The sequence below is a fragment of the Rhizobium sp. TBD182 genome (genome assembly GCF_001950375.1).
GTDB lineage: Bacteria > Pseudomonadota > Alphaproteobacteria > Rhizobiales > Rhizobiaceae > Agrobacterium > Agrobacterium tumefaciens.
Window position 1 is genome coordinate 3,284 of the sequence record NZ_BDLN01000015.1, and the last position, 18,189, is coordinate 21,472.

Annotated in this window: 17 protein-coding genes and 2 pseudogenes; 4 read left to right on the top strand and 15 right to left on the bottom strand. The window is 56.4% G+C overall.

Annotation, left to right across the window (positions count from 1 at the left end; all coding sequences use genetic code 11):
• The 3 genes from attM to T18_RS25255 form a co-directional block, all read right to left on the bottom strand.
• On the bottom strand, positions 1 to 751 hold a 751-nt coding region (gene attM / locus T18_RS25245; protein ID WP_414896166.1), incomplete at its 3' end, for an AttM family quorum-quenching N-acyl homoserine lactonase.
• Positions 752 to 796: 45 nt separating this feature from the next.
• Positions 797 to 1,957 carry an iron-containing alcohol dehydrogenase gene (locus T18_RS25250; RefSeq protein WP_038496764.1) on the bottom strand — a complete coding sequence of 387 codons (1,161 nt, stop codon included), beginning with the start codon at positions 1,955 to 1,957 and terminating at the stop codon, positions 797 to 799.
• A gap of 20 nt (positions 1,958 to 1,977) precedes the next feature.
• Positions 1,978 to 3,432: an NAD-dependent succinate-semialdehyde dehydrogenase gene (locus tag T18_RS25255; protein ID WP_038496761.1), complete on the bottom strand. Its 1,455-nt coding sequence runs from the start codon at positions 3,430 to 3,432 to the stop codon at positions 1,978 to 1,980.
• A gap of 55 nt (positions 3,433 to 3,487) precedes the next feature.
• On the opposite strand from T18_RS25255, the gene blcR reads away from it, so the two are divergent.
• Positions 3,488 to 4,315 (top strand): IclR family transcriptional regulator BlcR, encoded by an 828-nt coding sequence (gene blcR, locus T18_RS25260; protein WP_075807872.1) that lies wholly within the window; start codon positions 3,488 to 3,490, stop codon positions 4,313 to 4,315.
• A 357-nt stretch (positions 4,316 to 4,672) separates the two neighbouring features.
• Here the strand turns inward: blcR and T18_RS25270 are convergent, their stop codons facing one another.
• The 3 genes from T18_RS25270 to T18_RS25280 are packed head-to-tail and all read right to left on the bottom strand — an operon-like array spanning position 4,673 to position 8,794.
• Positions 4,673 to 5,740, bottom strand: coding sequence for a lipocalin-like domain-containing protein (locus T18_RS25270; protein ID WP_038496750.1), 1,068 nt, complete (start codon positions 5,738 to 5,740; stop codon positions 4,673 to 4,675).
• Complete coding sequence (locus tag T18_RS27225) at positions 5,730 to 8,138, bottom strand: ABC transporter permease (RefSeq protein WP_038496747.1); 2,409 nt, start codon at positions 8,136 to 8,138, stop codon at positions 5,730 to 5,732. The genes T18_RS25270 and T18_RS27225 overlap by 11 nt, the downstream gene beginning before the upstream one ends.
• A complete protein-coding gene (locus tag T18_RS25280; protein WP_038496744.1) occupies positions 8,135 to 8,794 on the bottom strand; it encodes an ABC transporter ATP-binding protein in 660 nt (219 codons plus the stop codon). The genes T18_RS27225 and T18_RS25280 overlap by 4 nt, the downstream gene beginning before the upstream one ends.
• Before the next feature lie 745 nt (positions 8,795 to 9,539).
• Between T18_RS25280 and T18_RS25285 the strand changes: the two are divergent.
• Positions 9,540 to 9,850, top strand: a pseudogene (locus T18_RS25285) (WGR domain-containing protein).
• A 33-nt stretch (positions 9,851 to 9,883) separates the two neighbouring features.
• Positions 9,884 to 10,141: pseudogene (locus T18_RS25290) on the top strand (HU family DNA-binding protein).
• A gap of 29 nt (positions 10,142 to 10,170) precedes the next feature.
• Here the strand turns inward: T18_RS25290 and T18_RS25295 are convergent.
• Together T18_RS25295 and T18_RS25300 are read right to left on the bottom strand one after the other, a co-directional pair.
• Entirely contained in the window at positions 10,171 to 11,142 is a 972-nt protein-coding gene (locus T18_RS25295) for a DUF808 domain-containing protein (RefSeq protein WP_038496737.1), read from the bottom strand.
• A gap of 51 nt (positions 11,143 to 11,193) precedes the next feature.
• Positions 11,194 to 12,066 carry a lipid kinase gene (locus T18_RS25300; protein WP_038496734.1) on the bottom strand — a complete coding sequence of 291 codons (873 nt, stop codon included), beginning with the start codon at positions 12,064 to 12,066 and terminating at the stop codon, positions 11,194 to 11,196.
• A gap of 334 nt (positions 12,067 to 12,400) precedes the next feature.
• On the opposite strand from T18_RS25300, the gene corA reads away from it, so the two are divergent.
• On the top strand, positions 12,401 to 13,366 hold the full coding sequence (gene corA / locus T18_RS25305; RefSeq protein ID WP_038496732.1) for a magnesium/cobalt transporter CorA: 966 nt from the start codon (positions 12,401 to 12,403) through the stop codon (positions 13,364 to 13,366).
• A gap of 4 nt (positions 13,367 to 13,370) precedes the next feature.
• Here the strand turns inward: corA and T18_RS26890 are convergent, their stop codons facing one another.
• The 7 genes from T18_RS26890 to T18_RS25345 all read right to left on the bottom strand — a co-directional run bounded on the left by T18_RS26890 (position 13,371) and on the right by T18_RS25345 (position 17,987).
• The gene (locus T18_RS26890; RefSeq protein WP_139322538.1) at positions 13,371 to 14,135 is read right to left on the bottom strand and encodes a hypothetical protein; all 765 of its coding nucleotides are present in this window, start codon (positions 14,133 to 14,135) and stop codon (positions 13,371 to 13,373) included.
• A gap of 72 nt (positions 14,136 to 14,207) precedes the next feature.
• Complete coding sequence (locus T18_RS25320) at positions 14,208 to 14,405, bottom strand: hypothetical protein (RefSeq protein ID WP_038496724.1); 198 nt, start codon at positions 14,403 to 14,405, stop codon at positions 14,208 to 14,210.
• Between the two features lie 67 nt (positions 14,406 to 14,472).
• Positions 14,473 to 15,447, bottom strand: coding sequence for a 4-hydroxy-tetrahydrodipicolinate synthase (gene dapA, locus T18_RS25325; RefSeq protein ID WP_051489750.1), 975 nt, complete (start codon positions 15,445 to 15,447; stop codon positions 14,473 to 14,475).
• Position 15,448: 1 nt separating this feature from the next.
• A complete protein-coding gene (locus tag T18_RS25330; protein WP_038496721.1) occupies positions 15,449 to 15,859 on the bottom strand; it encodes a hypothetical protein in 411 nt (136 codons plus the stop codon).
• A gap of 187 nt (positions 15,860 to 16,046) precedes the next feature.
• A complete protein-coding gene (locus T18_RS25335; RefSeq protein WP_280174338.1) occupies positions 16,047 to 16,289 on the bottom strand; it encodes a LuxR C-terminal-related transcriptional regulator in 243 nt (80 codons plus the stop codon).
• Positions 16,290 to 16,292: 3 nt separating this feature from the next.
• Positions 16,293 to 17,219, bottom strand: coding sequence for an alpha/beta hydrolase (locus T18_RS25340; protein WP_038496715.1), 927 nt, complete (start codon positions 17,217 to 17,219; stop codon positions 16,293 to 16,295).
• Between the two features lie 501 nt (positions 17,220 to 17,720).
• Positions 17,721 to 17,987: a hypothetical protein gene (locus tag T18_RS25345; protein WP_038496712.1), complete on the bottom strand. Its 267-nt coding sequence runs from the start codon at positions 17,985 to 17,987 to the stop codon at positions 17,721 to 17,723.
• Between the last annotated feature and the right edge of the window lie 202 nt (positions 17,988 to 18,189).

An 18,189-nucleotide genomic window follows, 5' to 3' on the forward strand; every position in this document is an offset into this window, starting at 1 on the left:
CGTCAGGGTCATGGCCGGTAACGACCGTCGCATCATGCTTTTCGGCATAGGTTCGGAGTTTCTGAACCGAACGGACCGTGTCAACGGTCGAGGCGAGGAAGCCAGGCAAAGCCTTCTCCTCCCAGTGGTCCAGGGTGTAGGCAGCATCGATCGTCAGGAGAAGCGGTTTGCTGTTTGGCAGTCGCACCAGCAAGGACTGGTGGCCGGGCGCATGACCGGGCGTGAAGATCGTGGTGAGCGTGCCGTCGCCGTAAACGTCGTAATAGTCGTCCTGCGTACCGTTGAGGAACTGCCACTTCAGGCCCGGCTTGTCGAAGTCCTTGCGGATATAGCCGCCACCGGCAAACCAGTCGGGCGTGAAGGCATACTCATATTCCGAGCGCTGCACGATGTGGGTTGCGTTGGGGAAGCGACCGATGGCGCCGGTATGATCGAGATGCAGGTGCGACTGCACAACATACTTGACATCGGCCGGATCGAAACCAAGCGCCTTGATCTGGTCAACGCAGCCCTGGTCCTTGTCCAGCACTGGCCAATAGACATCGCAGATGCCGCCCCAATGGCCACGCGGATCCGTTGCAACTTCAATCGCGTTGCCGCCGTCGATCACGGTGTGCCCGCCCGGATGGGTAATCAGGAAAAACGGAACGGGGATCTCATAGTCTGCACCGTTCCCCTGGTTCATCTTGATGTTGTGTACCTTGCATTTCAGCGTACCCGACTGAAGCATGTAAAGTCTGATATCGGTCACTCGTTTTCCTCCCTTGGGACTGAAGATATTGCTGTCAGAAATGGGTCAGAACGCCTCGCGGTAGAGCGCAAGCGCATCCTCTTCGCGGACTTCGACCGGATTATTGACCAACAGACGGCTCTGTTTCATTGCGTCGGACGCAAGCATGGCGAGCGTGTTGTCCGTCACGCCGACATCGCGCAGACGTCGCGGCGCGCCGCTTTCGTCCATCAGCGTTTCCATATGCTGAACGAACGCATCCGAACGGGTTGCCGCATCCCCTTCACCCGGAACACCCAGCACGTCGGCAAGCTCCGCATAAAGCGACGCTGCAGCCTTCGCGTTAAAGCGTAAAACCGGCCCCAGCATCAGGGCATTGGAAAGCCCGTGTGGCACGTGATAATGGCCGCCCAGCGGATAAGCGAGCGCGTGGACAGCGGCCACCGGTGAGTTGGCGAAAGCCTGACCTGCCAATGTCGCACCCAACAGCATGCCTTCACGGGCTTTCCGGTCGGCCCCGTTCCTGCAGGCGGCGATCAGGTTTGCACCGAGCAGCCGCAGTGCCTCTCGCGCCAGAGCATCTGATAGCGGGTTCTTCTTGTGTTTGCTGGTGTAAGCCTCGATGGCATGCACCATGGCATCGATACCGGTGGCAGCCGTATGGACCTGCGGCAGTCCCACCGTCAGTTCAGCATCCAGAAGAACGAAATCAGCGTAAAGCTGCGGAGAAACAACCCCCATCTTGGTGGTTTCTCCCGTGGTGATGATGGAGATGTTTGTGACTTCCGAACCGGTACCGGCCGTGGTCGGCACCAGTACGAGCGGCAGGCGTGATCCCTTAACGTTTCCGATCCCGTACATGTCGGCAAGTGCCTGGTCGGAGACCAGAAGGACAGCCACGAGCTTGGCGATATCGAGCGATGAGCCCCCGCCAAGACCGATGACGATATCGACTCCGATCTGCCTTGCGGACTCGACGCAGTCGGCAACGATGTGCTCTGGCGGATCAGCAACGACCTTGTCGAAGATCGTGACGTCAAAGCCGCTGGCCGCAAGTGCGTCAGCAATCGGCTTGATGAGGCCGGCCTTGATGAGACCTGCATCGGTAATCAGCAGCGCCTTGCGCGCCTGAAACCTGCCGGAAAGAATCTCTCCGAGGCGCTGGGCGCCACCCCAGGCAACCTGCATGGAGGGAACGGTGCGGAATTCGAAAGGGTTGATGGTCATCTGATCCTCCCAGCGTGATCTCAGCCGATGGCCGAGCACAGGTATTTGATTTCAAGATATTCATCGATGCCGTAGTGCGAGCCTTCGCGGCCCAAGCCGGACTGCTTCACGCCACCGAATGGTGCGACTTCGTTGGAGATGAGGCCTGTATTGTGGCCCACCATGCCGTATTCGAGCGCTTCTGCGACACGCCATGTCCGGCGGACATTCTCGGTGTAGAAATAGGCCGCCAGACCAAATTCGGTGTCGTTCGCCATGGCGACCGCTTCGTCTTCCGTCCCGAACCGAAAGAGCGGGGCGACGGGTCCAAAGGTCTCCTCACGGGCGACCTTCATGGCCTGGGTTGCACCAGTCAGAACCGTTGGTTCGTAAAACGTGCCTCCAAGAGCATGGCGCTTTCCACCGGTGACGATCTTTGCTCCCTTGCCAAGGGCATCAGCAACGTGATCCTCGACCTTTGCCACGGCATCCTGGTCGATCAGTGGACCGATCAGAACACCAGGTTCCGTGCCCTCACCGACGGACAGGCTTTCGACCCTTTTGACCAGCTTTTCCGCGAATGCGTCGTAAACACCATCCTGGACATAGATCCGGTTGGAGCAAACGCAGGTCTGTCCGGCATTGCGGTATTTCGACACGATCGCACCCTCAACGGCCGCATCCAGATCGGCATCATCAAAGACGATGAAAGGCGCATTGCCACCAAGTTCCAGCGACAGTTTCTTGATCGTCGGGGCCGATTGCGCCATCAGCAGACGACCGACTTCGGTCGATCCGGTAAAGGAGATCTTTCGCACCGTGTCGCTTTCGGTAAACACCTTGCCGATATCGCGTGCGGCGCCCGTCACCACCTGGAAGACACCGGCGGGAACGCCCGCTTCTTCGGCAAGAACACCCAGAGCAAGTGCGGTGAGAGGGGTCTGCTCAGCCGGTTTGACGATCATCGTGCAGCCTGCGGCAAGTGCCGGGGCCGCCTTGCGGGTGATCATCGCGGCCGGGAAGTTCCATGGCGTGATCGCGGCGCAGACACCGATCGGCTGCTTCAGGATGGTAATGCGCTTGTCCGTGGTCGGCGAAGGAATTGTATCGCCGTAAACACGTTTGGCTTCCTCCGCGAACCATTCCACGAAAGATGCCGCATAAAGGGCTTCGCCCCTTGCTTCCGCAAACGGCTTTCCCTGCTCGGCAGTCATCAACGCACCAAGATCGTCAGCGTTCGCCACCATGAGATCAAACCATCGACGCAATATGGCAGCGCGGTCCTTCGCAGCCCGGCGGCTCCACTCGGAAAATGCCTTGTTTGCTGACTCGACTGCAGCTTCAACCTCATCTGCCGACAATGAAGGAACGTGACCGATGATCATCGAGTTGGCGGGATTTTCCACCGCAATCGTCTTGCCATCCGCAGCTTTCAGCCAGCGACCATTCACCAGGCAGGCATCACGCAACAGCGCCGCATTTTTTAGCTTGATCATCGACCTCTCCCGCATTAGAGTTCAACTAATTGAACTTGAATCATTAGAGTGAACTATGGGCCAAAGGGGCCAAGTGTGTCAAGGAAAGTGCATGGCTGAAGATCAACAATCGTCGCAAATATCAGACACTGTACCGGCACTCAGACGCGCCGTGCGTATTCTGGATCTTGTGGCAGGTTCCCCGCGGGACCTGACAGCAGCCGAGCTGACACGATTTCTGGATTTGCCCAAAAGCAGCGCGCATGGCTTGCTTGCGGTGATGACTGAGCTTGATCTTCTGGCGCGATCTGCCGATGGAACCCTGCGTATTGGACCCCACTCGCTTAGATGGGCCAACGGCTTTCTGTCGCACCTCGATATCGTATCGACATTCAACGACCATCTCGCCCAGCGCCACGACCTCGATCCCTATACGGTGACCCTCACCGTCCGCGAGGGTGGCGAAGTCGTTTACATCGGCTGTCGCAACTCGGCTCAGCCTCTTGGACACACGTTTCGGATCGGTATGCGTCTGCCGGCGCCATTTACGGCCACCGGGAAGATCCTCCTGTCCGATCTGGGGCCCGGTGAATTGAGGATGTTGTTCTCGCAATTTCCACAGCCTCTGACATCAAGGAGCGTTGCTGGCCTTTCGCAGCTTGAAGAGGAACTGGCTCTGACGCGCGCTCGCGGCTACTCCATCGACGATGGTCAGATCCGCGAAGGTATGCTTTGCATTGGCGCAGCGATACGCGATTACTCGGGAGCCGCATCTGCCGGCATTGCAATCAGTCTGATCCGCAGCGAAGCCAGCGACGAAAAAATCGCGTACCTTGGTGAGGAGCTTCGCACCACCGCCAACGCGCTTTCTGAAAAGCTTGGGTACCGATCGCAGAAAGACTAGTCGTAACCCGTCGCGGTATAGTCGATGCCGACGAGCCCAGCTTTGCTGTATGCGCCAGTGCACCGATACCCCAGGTAGCCCCCTGTCCCGAGTACGGCTGCGCCGAGCGCAGTTCCCGGTCGAGAACATAAAAGACATCATCGATGTATTGAGCGCCAAGGGAAAAGACTTCGGTCCGCAGATGCACGATCCACCGCGTTGCCTTATTCCTGGCTGGGACGAAGCCGAACAATGGGTTGTCATCACAAGACGACTACTTCGGAGCTTGTCCGGGGTGTCGCGCCGGCCCGGATAAGGCGGCGTCTGTAAGCTCAGGCCTTGCTCCAGCCTATATCTCGGCAAACGCAGTTGAACTGGCTAATATCCGGTCATCTCCAGATAACCTTGTCCTGACGTGCTTCCATCAAACTCTATTGGCCCTTCCCAGTAGGGGGTTGACGTCGCCATCCAGGCTTTCTCGTTCAGGGGCTTCGTTTTTATGTCGAGGCCACGGCTGGGTATCTTCACGCTCCATTCGACCGGAATGCTCTTTCCGTTGATATCCGCGGTCCGCAACGGACTGAGCAAGACGTCTTTCGGATCGACGGGAGACGGCCTGCCATCGGCGGAAATCCAGTTGGCGGAGATGTAGCCGCTTTTATCGTCACGCAGACGGAAGGCCATGAGTTTTTCGCCGGATGCAAGATGAAGGGAAAACCAGTCCCATCCCGTCTGGCTCGAGGCTAGCGGTTGCGACGACCATTCCCGATCTAGCCACGCCTCGCCCGTTACCTCATGGGTTTCACCATCAAGAAAGACGCTGCCGCTGACACGGTAGAATGGCTGGGAGTAATAATAGCTTGCCTGGCCCTCTGCCGATTTAACCGAGTAGCCCTTGTCCCCCTGACGCACCAAAGGCCCGTGGGCCTGAAGTTTCAGACGATACCGGAAGCTCTCGCCACTGGCGTTCAAATCGATCTGATCGAGGTCGTCCCGTGCATCGTCAGTCCCTGCCTTCATTTGCCAATTGTCAATCCAGGCGTCGAAGGGTTCGCCTTTGACCCCCGCCTGTCCCACGCCTCCCCGCGCCAGCCGTTCGGCAACATGGTGACGGCTGGCAGTCGTCACGGCTGCGTGGCCAATCCAAATTTGAGGGTCGGACCATCCGGGGCGCTCGACAGGTTCAAGCGCAGAACGAAAGAGTGTCCATTGGACGCCCATGCGCTGTCCATCGGCCGTCTGCAGATTTGCAGTAACGTACCACCACTCGATCCTGAAACCGGGATGTGCCTTGTGGTCTTTTGGAAAGACGATTTCAACGCCGCGTGTGGGAATGCTGAAGCCTTCGGCATTTGACCCGAGGCCCGCAAAGCCTTGCCCTATGACCGGCGTGGGCAAGGAAGTGCAAGAAGCACAAAGGAGCAGGAGGACGGCTTTAGCGTTCACTGGCGAATATCCTCAAAAGATCGGCCGGCGCGGTTTTAGCAAGCCGTCGAACAGGGATCAGGACCGAAATGATGGCGGCAAGCAGGGCAACAAGACCCAGCCTCAGCCAGTCCAGCGGAAACAGGATCAGCGGCAGTCGCCATCCGAAAGCCTCTACATTGATGATTGCCAGCAAAACCCAGGCCAGTCCCAGCCCGACAGGGATGGCGGCAATGAATGTCACAAGCCATAGCGCAAGAGTTCGCAGGACCTCCAGCATCGCAAGGTCGCGGCGACGAAGTCCAAGTGCCCAGACAGGAGCAAGCTGCGGCAGTCGAAGAGAAGCGAGCGTAAGCTGGCTCGAAAACATGGCAAAACCCGCCACCGCGAGCGTGAGCACATTCAGCGCGCCGGTGACCGCAAACGTCTGTTCGAAGATTGCAGCAGACTGCCGTTTCAGCGAGGCCTGGTCGACAATATTGGCTTCGGGCAGGCCGAATTCAGTCATGAGGCGTTGTCTGAAGCCCGCAACCTCCTTTGACTCCATGCGAAGGCCGTATCTCAGCTTTTCAATGTCCGGGTAGTGCTGAACAAGGGCATCAAGACCAATGATGATCTCGCCCCTCGGATTGCCATAGTCGGAAAACACCCCGACGACGCGGGCTTTCCAGCCACCTGGTATTTCTATCTCTTTGCCGGGCGACGCCTTTCCTGACCTCCAGAACTGTTCGTTGACCAGTGCACCCTTCCCGCTCGCAATCTCGTCCCATGTTGCGGGCCCGCCCGAAATCAACGGCCAATGATCCCTGTATGTCGCATCATCGGCGACGCCGAAGATGCGGACCTGCTGCCCAGAAATTTCCCCTTCCGTACTCCAGATGGGTAGAACGGCCCTTGCATGGTGTGGAAACCACTGCCGCAGGCGCGCAGATTCAGCCTCGTCACGAGCCGTCACATAGACCTCTGCGGCCAGGCGCTGATCGAGCCATCCGACAAAGGTTTGCCTGAAGCTTGAGACCATGGTGCCGACCCCGATATTGGCCGACAAAGCGAGCAGCAATGCCATCAGCGCCAGGGAAAGACCCGGCAGTTGCTGGCGCGTATCGGCGAAAAACCAGCGGGTCAGTCCGTGTCCGGACAAGTGTTCCGCCACTCTCATGCCCAGTGCCAGCAAGGTTGGAAGAATGAGTGCAGCGCCCAGAAGAAGCGCTGCAAGCACTGCAAAACCGGAAATGAGCCCGCCACCCAGCAGGACAAGCGCGCCGGATACAAAAATCAGAACCATCCCGGCGGCGGCCTGATGGAGGAGGCTTTTCGTGGATACCATCGCCCACGCCCTGCCCTGTGCGGTTGACAGTATCGGCATCTGCCAGACGCGGAGGAGATGTTGAAGCGAGGAGAGCCCGGTCCCCACCAGCGCCATTGCAAGGCCGGTGATCCACCATTCAGGCCGAAGCGACAGTGAACCGGCAACACTGGCCCCGTAAAGGCCACGCAGGGTCGCGGCCACGCCCGGCAACAGAGCAGATGCGACCACATAGCCGACAACAATGCCCAGCGCTCCCGATACCAGTGCAAAGAGCGCGGTTTCGATAACGAGCATCACGGTTAAGGAGCGAAGCGAGACCCCGAGCGACCGTATGGTCCTGAACGTCCCACGCCGTTGCTCGAACGACAGACCCGTTGCCGAATACACGATGAAGAGACCGACAACGAAGGCAAGAAAACCAAAAGCGGTCAGGTTGAGATGAAAACTGTCGGTGAGCCTTGCAACGTCGGGCCTGCTTCTTGCCTGTTCGAGGGAAAGTTCAGGGGCTATGTTTCCGATCGTCGGAAGATCGGGGTCTTGCGATGGCGAAACGATAAGCCGGCTCAGTTCACCGTTGCGTTTCAACAGGCGGTCAGCCGTGGAAATATCGACAAATGCTGCGCCGTCGGGGAGATCCGCTCGTGCCTTAAGGGAAAGGCCAGAGGTATCTTTCAATGTGGCAGCCGTTGCAGGCGAAACGATCATCTGCCCGGGCGACCGGATGAATTCGACCAGCCCGGACGGATCAGATGGTGCAGGCACCGTTCCGTCAGACGGCATGGTCAGGGGGTCGATGCCGACAAGCCTGATACGCGTCGTACCAAACCTGTAATCGCCTTCAATGATCGGAGAGACCTGCAAACCCGCCCTTCGAAGCCGGGCATATGTTTGCGAGGAAATTCTGCCGCCGTCCTTTGCCACTAGCTGATCCAGCTGGTTTTGCGCCAGGACCGAGGCCGCCCGGTCATAACTTGCTCTGGCTTCGGCATTGATTGCCTGGACCGCGCACCAGAGGCCGGTTGCAAGCGTGACGCCGACAATGAGGGTGAGAAGCTGGAGTGGTCGGTAGCGCCAGTGTGAGAGCAGTGCCCGGAAAGCGGTCCAGTTCATTGCGAAATCTTCCCGCCACTCAGCGCGATACGCCGATCGAGTTTTACCGCCAGCCGGCTGGAATGGGTCACCAGGAGGAGTGTGATCTGCGCGGACTTTGTCAGTCTCAACATGATATCGATGACGATATCAGCCGTCGCCTCGTCGAGATTGCCCGTCGGCTCATCGGCAAGAATGAGGGGCGGTCTTGCCGCAAGCGTACGTCCGATTGCCACCCTTTGCTGCTGACCGCCGGAGAGCTGTTCGGGATAGCGTCCAAGCAGCTCTCCGATCCCCAGCGCCTCGACCAGGCTTTTTTCCCATACCGGGTCGAAACGGCCCGCCAGCCGGGCATGAAACGAGATATTGGATCCGACATCGAGGCTCGGAATGAGATTGAACTGCTGGAAGATCAATCCCACCTCCCGGCGTCGAAAGCTCGCTCGACCGGCCTCGTCGAGATCGGTTATTTTCCGCCCCCTCACCGTGATAATGCCACTGTCGGGCAAATCAAGTCCGCCTGCCAGATGCAAAAGCGTACTCTTTCCGCTGCCGGATTCCCCCGTCAGGGCAAGACTTTCGCCGGCTTCAAGTGAAAGGTCGACGCCGTTCAGGACCGGGATATTGCCTTCGGCTGTCTGGTAGGATTTCTTGATGCCGGAAAGTGAAAGGACCATGGCTCTTCGATCTCTGCTTCGTCCTATATGGCCCGATATGCTGGCGGATCTCAACCGGTTTAGATACTGATATTCCGCGCGCTGCCTTAGCGACCGCACCGTTTCTGGCTGTGAAGTCGCCCTCCTCCTCCCGTTCCGAGTTTGAGATGGCACCTGACACAGAAACGCTCGCCGTAATCTTCCGCCAATCCTTGCGGCTCACGAGGGCCGGATTGACCGACGAACGACATGACCATCATGAAGGCTTATGTCGCAGCCCCTTCGATCATTTCTGAGCCGGGCAAAAGTGAGCGGCGTGGCACTGAAGGCTGCCGAGGCAAAATTTCCTCAAAACCAGGGAGTATCCATGTCAGTCACGGGCATCCGATCACTTTGGCTCACATGACAGGCGCATACAGGCTTCACCCTGTTGAAGAATTGTCCTATGCTGTGGGAACGTGACAGGCGGTGTGCATCCGGACGGCGAGGGTCGCCAAGGCAGTGTCCGGCCACAAGCAACTTCTAAACTCGGCCGGACTCTCATTGGAGAGTCGTCAGGTCGGAACAATCTTTTGCAACGCCGTCCTTGCCGTTCGTACGTGTAGAAACCTGCGACGGAATAAAAGACCGGATGGCTTGATCACGTCAGGATCATCGGACACTGCCGAAACCGCAACGGGCATCCATCACAGAAATGAATCGGAAGGGACCTATCGATTCATAAGTCTCGTTGGACCAGATCGTGAGCATCGCCGATCATGCGGGGATGGGAACACACCACTACCAGCTTTATTGCCAGAGGATCGCGCCAATAGGAACATGGCCCGATATTACGCGCTTGCGATCCCGCCAACCCTTTTTGGAGAAATAGCCGTCGTGCGAAGCTGGGGACGGATCGGCAAGGCTGGCGGGGAGATGACCGAGGTGTTCGGCAATGAGAAGGATGCAATATCGCGCTTTCTCGAACTGGTACTGCAGAAGCGTAAAAGGGGCTATCAGCCGGCGAGAGGCTGTGGAAACCCCGGCAGGAGCGCCACTGTGAGGACATCGCCGCATGACAACGGAACGATCGCCTGAAAGGGTTTTTCCGTCTTTAACGAGGAAACCGTCATGACCACAACCAATGAAATCGCCGACAAGATCGCATCCGAACAGAACCTGACCAAAGCCTAGGCGAAATCGATCGTCGAAACCGTCTTCGCGTCAATCACGAAGGCAGCCACGTCCGGAGCGGAAACATCTATCCCCGGATTCGGCAAGTTCAAGATCAAGGATACCCCGGAGCGTGAGGCTCGCAATCCGGCAACCGGCGCCACCATCAAGGTTGCCGCTGCGAAGAAGCTCACGTTCCAGCCTGCCAAATGCTGACTGCCCAGAGAGGGCTCAAATCGGGTTAATCAGATAGGTCTAACTTCGCGTATTTTCCGCCACATCGGTACAATCAAATTGCCCATCGCGACCACGGCAACAGCACCGATGATGATAGCAAGCACAGCTTGCTGAACAGACGTTGCAAGCCAGCCCACGACGGATGGAGCGAAAGAGATGGCAGAAACGACCGCGGCTGAAACATCGTGGATGAGATGTTCCGGACCAGCATAGCCGAGCTGGGCAAGCCCATGAACCACAATGCTGCCTCCCACCCACAGCATCGCCGCGGTGCCGAGAGCCGCCAGCACTTTGAGGAAGATCGGCATGCCATAGACGAGACCGCGACCAATGACCTGAAGGGCCACCGATGAGGTCTTGGCCATCGCGATGCCGACGTCATCTGCCTTAACAATAAGCGCGACGAAACCGTAAACGGCAAGTGTGATCAGGATACCCACGGCAGCGAGCACAAAGCCCTGCATAGAGACACTGGACTGTGAGACATCAGCCAGTGTCAGCGCCATGATTTCCGCAGAGAGGATGAAGTCGGTGCGAACCGCGCCGCTGACCTTCTGGTTTTCAAGAGCGACCGGATCAAGCTCTTCACCCAGAACCTTCTTTTCGTGATCATGCGCAGCATGCGGAAAAAACACCGAATAGAGCTTTTCGGCACCTTCGTAGCAGAGGTAGACACCACCGACCATGAGCAGGGGCGTAATGACCCACGGCGCAAAAAAGCCGAGAAGAAGCGCTGCCGGCAGAAGAAACACAAGTTTGTTCTTCAACGAACCCAAAGCAATGCGGGCGATGATAGGGAGTTCACGGGCGGGACTGAGGCCCACCACATATCGCGGCGTGACGGCAGCATCATCAATCACGACACCTGCTGCTTTACCAGTGGCCTTGACCGTTTGCGTCGCAACGTCATCGAGTGACGCAGCAGCCAGCTTTGCGATTGCCGCGACATCATCGAGAAGCGCTATCAGACCCGTTGCCATGAAAAATGTAGCCTTTGTTTTTTGAAATGAATGGAGATGAATTCGCGTCCGTCAGGCAACGAAGACCGAGATTGCCTTTTCCCTGATATGAAACGTCACGGGTGTGTTGGTCTTTAACTCGCCGTCGAGATTGACCGCGCGAGGATTGCTGGTGCGAATGGTCAGATGTTTTGTCGAGAACGACCGGACATCGTTCCAGTCGCCATGCGTACCCTTGCGCAAGCTTGGCAAAAGCGCCAACAATCTCCACCAATGGTCGACCTCGAGACTATAGAAATCCAGCATGCCGTCTGTCGCCGTGGCATCTGAATGCACGGTCATGCCACCACCGTAAAAGCGCCCATTGCCGACAGCCACCTGCAAGGTTCGCAGTTCCTCGGTTTGGCCGTCATGCTCAAGCGTTGCGGTGAATAGTCTTGAGCTGGCGAGCAACCGGGCAGCGACGATACCGTAGCCGAGCGTGCCCCAACGCTTCTTGGCCTTTTCGGTGAGCGACATTGCCAGATCGGCACTGAAGCCGACACTTGCCACATTGAAGAATGGATGCCCGTTCGCTTCGCCGAGGTCGATCTTGGTCGTGTTGCCTTTGGCAATGACACCCACTGCCTGAGCAAGATCCAACGGTAGACCTATGGTGCGGGCAAAATCATTTGCCGTTCCAAGCGGCAGAACACCCAAGGGAAGCCCTGCTTTCAAAAGCCCGAGCGCCGCGCCGTTCAGGCTGCCATCACCACCGCCGACGATGACACGATCAACCAAGCCGATATGCTCTTCAATCGCCTGGGACGTCGTACCCGCATAGTCGCCCGGCAACTCAGTGAAAAGGATTCCAGCTTGCTCCAGTAACAGTCGCACCTCTGGCAGACTGTCTCTCCCTTTGCGGGAATTCGGGTTGACCAGCAACAAGGCCGCTTGTGACGTCATACTCTCAGTTTCTGCGCCCTGCGCACGTTTGCCAACGTTAGATCGGTAGCGGGTTGTTCAAGTTAAAAAGATCGACCGCTTTTATATGTGCACTGCAGCATTCGTCGTCAATGGCATGCTTGTGCGGCTTGCTCGGCATATCCTTCTACAGAAAAAAGAAGAGAAGATTGACGGATTTCACGTCTCTATTTTCCATGTTGCCGGCTCTTAATCCGCCTTAGATTAACGTAAAGACAAGAGGAATGACCGCGCTCTGCGTCCAGCAACCGCAACCGGGCCGCATCCCCCGACATTATCCGGCTCAAGGCCTTAACCTGTTCTTGAAAGGAACGAGATGACAGTTGTCGCCTCCTATATGTACCGTGCGGGCAAACGGGCAGAGGACGTTCCCTTGAACGATCAGCCTTTTGAGACGGGCGACAATGCCTTCGCCTGGATCGGACTGACGGAACCCACGGCGCAGGAGATGGCAAGCCTGAAGGTTATGTTCGGGCTGCATCCGCTGGCCATCGAGGATGCCTTGAAGGGCGGCCAGGTCCCGAAGGTCGAAGTTTATGGCGACCGGCTTTTCGTTGTCGCAAAGACTGCATATCTCGAGGGTGACAAGATCGCCTATGGCGAGACCTATGTTTTCGTTGGTCCGAATCACGTGGTCACGGTCAGACACGGGTCGGCCCGTGGGCACAAGGAATTGCGGGAGCAACTCGAACAGTCACCTCGGCTTCTGGAACATGGCCCGGATTATGTGCTCCACGGTATTCTCGATTTCGTCGTCGATGGCTATCTGCCGATGGTCGAGAAGCTGGAAGACAGGGTTCTCGAAATGGAGAAACATATGTTGATCTCCTTTCTCGAACGCGACCAGATCAGACGTCTTTTCCGGATGCGCCGGCAAGTTATCCTGTTTCAGCGTGTCCTGGGGCCGATGTCAGAAATGATCGGCAGGATGACCCATCTTGAGTTGCCGTGCATCGACGAGAATGCAAGACCGTATTTTCGCGATGTCCACGATCACGTAAGACGGGTTGAGGGAATGGTGTCAGGCCTGCGCGAAGTGGTCACATCCGTTTTCGAGGCCAGCAATCTTCTTGAAATGCAGCGTCAGGGCACGATCACCAGACAGTTGGCAGCATGGGCCGCAATCCTCGCCGTCCCCACCGCCATCGCCGGGATCTATGGGATGAACTTCCAGCATATGCCCGAACTTGAGACGCAGTACGGCTATTATGTCGTCTTGGCAGTCATCTTTTCTCTCTGCGGCATCTTGTATTACCAGTTCAGAAAATCTGGATGGCTATGACGCTTTAGTTTTCCAGATGCGGCATCTCGACCGGCGAAACGACGTACATGCTACCATGATCGTCGTCCTTCCAGATCAGATAGACAGACATGCAAAGACCCGTTGGAAGAAAACCAAGATGCGGTTCAACAAGAAAATTCCCATGTGAGCCGATGTTTCGCCCAGCTTCGATTGCGGCACCATAGAACTCTTCGAACTTGAGCAGTTTAGCGAGCTGGATTTTTCGCTGGCCTTCGTCCTGCTCCAAGGCATAGATGTTCGCAAGTTTACAACGGTAATCATCACAGCGTGTGAGGTTTTTCCATTCTATTTCAACGCCATCGAGTTGGTATGCGTAGATATCTTTCACTTTCATAGTGATTTGCTCCATCTGTGATGTCAGGAGAAACCGCGAAAAATCGTCGGAGCGACTGTGAGGATGATCGCGCTTGATGTAATGACGGCAAGAAAAAGGAACTTGAACGCACCTCTTATGAACGTCCGTAGCAAACGATATCTGAACATCAATTTTGGCTCCGAAACTGTACCCGGGCCGGATGGCGCCGTGTTGAGCCGACATTGAAAAGATCCTTGACCTCAAGGCTTTGCTTTCCACGTCCCCAGTAAAAACGATCTGAACGGTCGCAGCTTTCGGTTCTTGCGAAGCGAATGGCAGACGCTTTGTCAACGAATATGCCACCAACCAGGCCGAGCGTGTCACACACAAGCCAGCAGCCTTTCCTGTTTCGCCCGATCGTGAACCGATTTCCTGCGTTCCGGCCGGGTCCAAATTTGTCTTGCATCGTCTCTTCCTGTGAGAAAATTTGCGTCTTATCTCGATGTCAAAAGGACATGTTTTCGTTTATTGGATGCTGCCCATGATGAGCGACACCGCGAACATCAGTCCACCGACGACGGCGAACAGGCGAACAAACATCGTCAGTTCTGTAACGGCTTTTCGGCGTTCAATTGGAGTTTTGCGTTCTTCAGCCTGGTCTGTTGCAACCCGTCGCCGCAGTTCCGACTGAAGTCTGTAGTAAAGTCCTAAGCGTCCGTGCATCTGTAATAACTCCTTGAAAGAATGGTGTTTCCAACCTCAACTCTATGGTCGGCGTAGTCCTGTGCTTTCAGGAAGGACGATCACCGCCCTGCGAAATGCGCGCAGTTCGTGCCTCCAAAATCAAAGGTGATTGAGGACGACGAGGGCGGGCGTGTCGCAGAGGCTTCAGCGCCCGCATGACGGCATGGGCTGTCTCGTCGCTGATATTTGTCATTGGCAGTCGGACTGCATCATCAATGCCGCGCAGGCAAGTCAATGCGTGCTTTAGGGATGCCGAGGTATTTTCAAGGGATACAGCACTTGCCAGCGAAAGCAGTTGTTGATGAATGTGTTGTGCCAGGTGTGCATCACCTGCCCTTATCGCCCGCTGCATGGAGGAAACGGTTGCAGGGCACAGATTGGCCACAGCCGATATCGATCCGTGCGATGCTGCAATCGCGTCGTCACCGGCGAAGTCATCGCCACACAGACATATGACATCGGCTGCGGCCTGATCTACAGACTTGGCAATGCGCGCCATAGTGCAGGTGTCGTCAACAAGACCGACCACGTTCGGAATCTGCAAAAGTATATTCAACGTGAAACGGCTTATCTCCACAGCGGTATGACGCGGATCGTTGTGAATGAAAATCGGCAGCTGAACCCGCTTCGCAGCCTCCTCGAAATGATGAATGATGCCTTTCTGACTTGGCCGACTATAGTAGGGCTGAACGATGAGTACTGCGTCTGCACCGAGTTGTTCAGCCTCAATGGTTCTTTCGCATGTCGTGGCAGTGCTGTTGGTGCCAGTCGCTGCGATGACTGGAATGCGCCCCCTCGTCAAATGAACGCAACGGCTGATCAAACTGCGGCGCTCTTCGGTCTTAAGAGTGGGGCCTTCGGCTATCAGGGTGTTCAGTACGAGGCCATCAATTCCCTGGTCGATCTGCCATTCAACCAGATGATCGAATGCTGCATAATCGATACCATTACCAAGGAACGGCGTGACCAGAGCCGTCATTGTTCCGGAAAAACGATGCTTTCCATGCAATTGCTCCTGCATCTCAGTCACCCTCGCCGGTTTTTAAAACTGTCTTCATGTTGCTCTGCCGCTGGTATTTCAGGATGGTGAGAAGGGCTATGAACACGGCACCTTCCATGTCTGCATGCCGCCCCACTGCCTTTCGTGAGGCACCGTCGATGGCCAGAGATGCCGAGCACATCCATCCGTGGCATGTCCTGCGTATGGCTTTGAGGGAGACGGAAGGGCACAACGTCGACACTGCCAAAAACAATGCATCGATAAGTGCATTGGCTTCCAGGAGCGTTTGAAAGCGCTTCCCTGCTGCGGTATTTGCCGAACAGAGCTGAGGGAACGTATGCTTTGCGAGACACCATACGTGCTCTTCACGTACCCTAGAGCCGTTTTCGAGCCGTTGGCAAAGGTCGGTGATGTTGAGAATATCTGGCTGCATGGAAAACCGCTACACTGTACACGGTCTCCGTTTTACCCTCGATCGACATAGGGATTCGATTGGGGCCTAGGGTCTATAAAATAAAGAAACCATAAGTGACGGATGCGTTGGGGCTGAATGCTAAACCATGGATCACCCTGTCTGTTAGTTCGGCCACCGGCATTGACGCGCCGACGCAGATACGAATCTACCGCGATCTTCTGCCAGCAGGGTGGTCTCCACCTTTGACCTTTACAACGCCTTCGGATGTCCCGAAAAGATCGGCCATCCTGATGAGGTCGGCGACGGTGTCGGCCCGCATCTTTCGTATCACCTGGCCACGATGGACTTTCACTGTGACCTCGCTCAGACCGATCTCAGTTGCGATCTGCTTGTTGAGACGTCCGCGTGCGACAAGTGCCAATACCTCCGCTCCAGTTTTCGATGCGATTTGTCAGCGCACTCCCAGAAGGTACTCCAAGCCCTGCGTGAAGCCACGCGGCGCTACGGTGAGGTGATCCTCGTCGTCCAAGACCGCCGACTTCAATTGCAGGTTCGGATAGTTTCGGCTCTGCAACGCTGCTTCTAAAGCCCGGTTGTCGGCGACCATATCTACCGTCTGGTTGTAGCGCCGGTCGCCTTTGCGCTGCGCCTCATAGGCGCCGACATAAAGATAGACTTTCGCCGGCAGGTCCTTGTTCTGCGTGGCGTAATCCGTTTCGAGCTTCAAGGTGTGGCGCTTGTCGTACCAGAGAGAGGGGCTACCGAGGATATAGCCGCTAAACAAGTCAGGTTCGGTAAACAGTATCTGTGCGCCAAGCAAAGCACCGTAGGAGTGGCCAAGGAAGAGCGATCTGGCGGGATCGGTCCGATAGCGGGTGGCGATAAATGGTTTCACCTGATCACCCAAATAACGCTGATAGGCCCGTCCCTGCCCATGGATCGCACCAGCAGGTGCGCTCTTTGGACCGTTCGACGTGGGGGTGTAATCGCGCTGACGGCTGACCTTGCCATCCTCACCCTTTCCATAAGACAAACCGACAAGAATGAACTCCTCGATCCGGGGCCCTTCGACGTTCAGACGGCGGCCGATCTGCCGAATGATCGGGAAAGCGTAGTCAGCATCGGTGACGTAAAGCACGGGGTAGCGCCGCTGAGGCTCCCTCGCGTAGGACGGTGGTAAAGCGACGAAAACTTGGTAAGCGCGACCGGAAACCCGATCGGGCACATCCCAGACTTCGCTATCGATGATCTCGTATTCACGTCCCTCTCCCAACTGAACTTTTGGAGTCGACTGAGCGTACGTCTGCGTCGAACCACTAGGGACGCTGAAGCCGGCGATGACAGCTACCAGTAAGGTATTCAGAAAACATCGTTGCATGTGAAGTCTCCGCCCGTGTGATTACTATTGGTGTCGACCACTAATGGCGTACCCGCGCGGCATTAAGACTAAAAGTTTATCGAATGGATTCGTACTTAACGAAACGTGTCAGCTGAGATTGGTGGTTTCGGCTTTAAGCCAGCCAAGCTGTAAGGCTGTCCGTAATTTGTCGCAAAAATCCCTAGTTCTGCGCGCAGGCCAGCCGTGCTGGATTTTCAGTGGAATTTCCTTCGGTCAGGTGCAAAAAAGTCGGTGCTACGCGACCGACCTTTGCGCTACCGCATGGCCGCTTCATCCTCCGTCAGCCTGAAAGCGGTTAGGCCGCTCTCCGCTTCAAGTGGGACATTCAACCCAAAGAGGCCGGGCGGCTGCTTTGGCGAAATTTGCGGCCCGCCTGAACGGCCGGAATGGAGGCGAAAAGCCGTCATTGCGAGTGAACCACAGTTAGCTCGAGCAAGATGCCTTGCGAGTGTTTTCGCCTTGTGGTGATGCAGGCCACATTCACATATGGGCAGCGCAAGGCTTAAAGAAACCTGCGAACAAGGGCTGCATGGCAGTTACGAGTGTACGCTTCGATGACGCTGCAGGCCCGGTCGTTTCAAACTGTCCAGCAAGTGCTGCGCCATCGCGTGTCGTCAGGGACGTCGCCGCCGAATGCATCAACTCTTTGAAATCGTCCAGACCCACGTCGTCAGCGCGCATGACCGAACGGATCAGTGGATCTGCGAAAATCTCGGCGAGCGTCATCTCGTCTATCGTGTGTCTCATCTCAGTCTCCTTTCGATAATTCCCAAGCTCTGAAAGCGGGCGATTGCTTGACGGGCTCGCGCCAAGGTGTTACCGGTAAGTAACATTTGAATAGTTACCGATCGGTAACACGCATGTCAACACCGCTTCAGGGTAAAAATTAAACTCATGAAATCCGAGACATCTGATCGTGCTTCTGAGCAGAAAATCGCACCTCGTGACC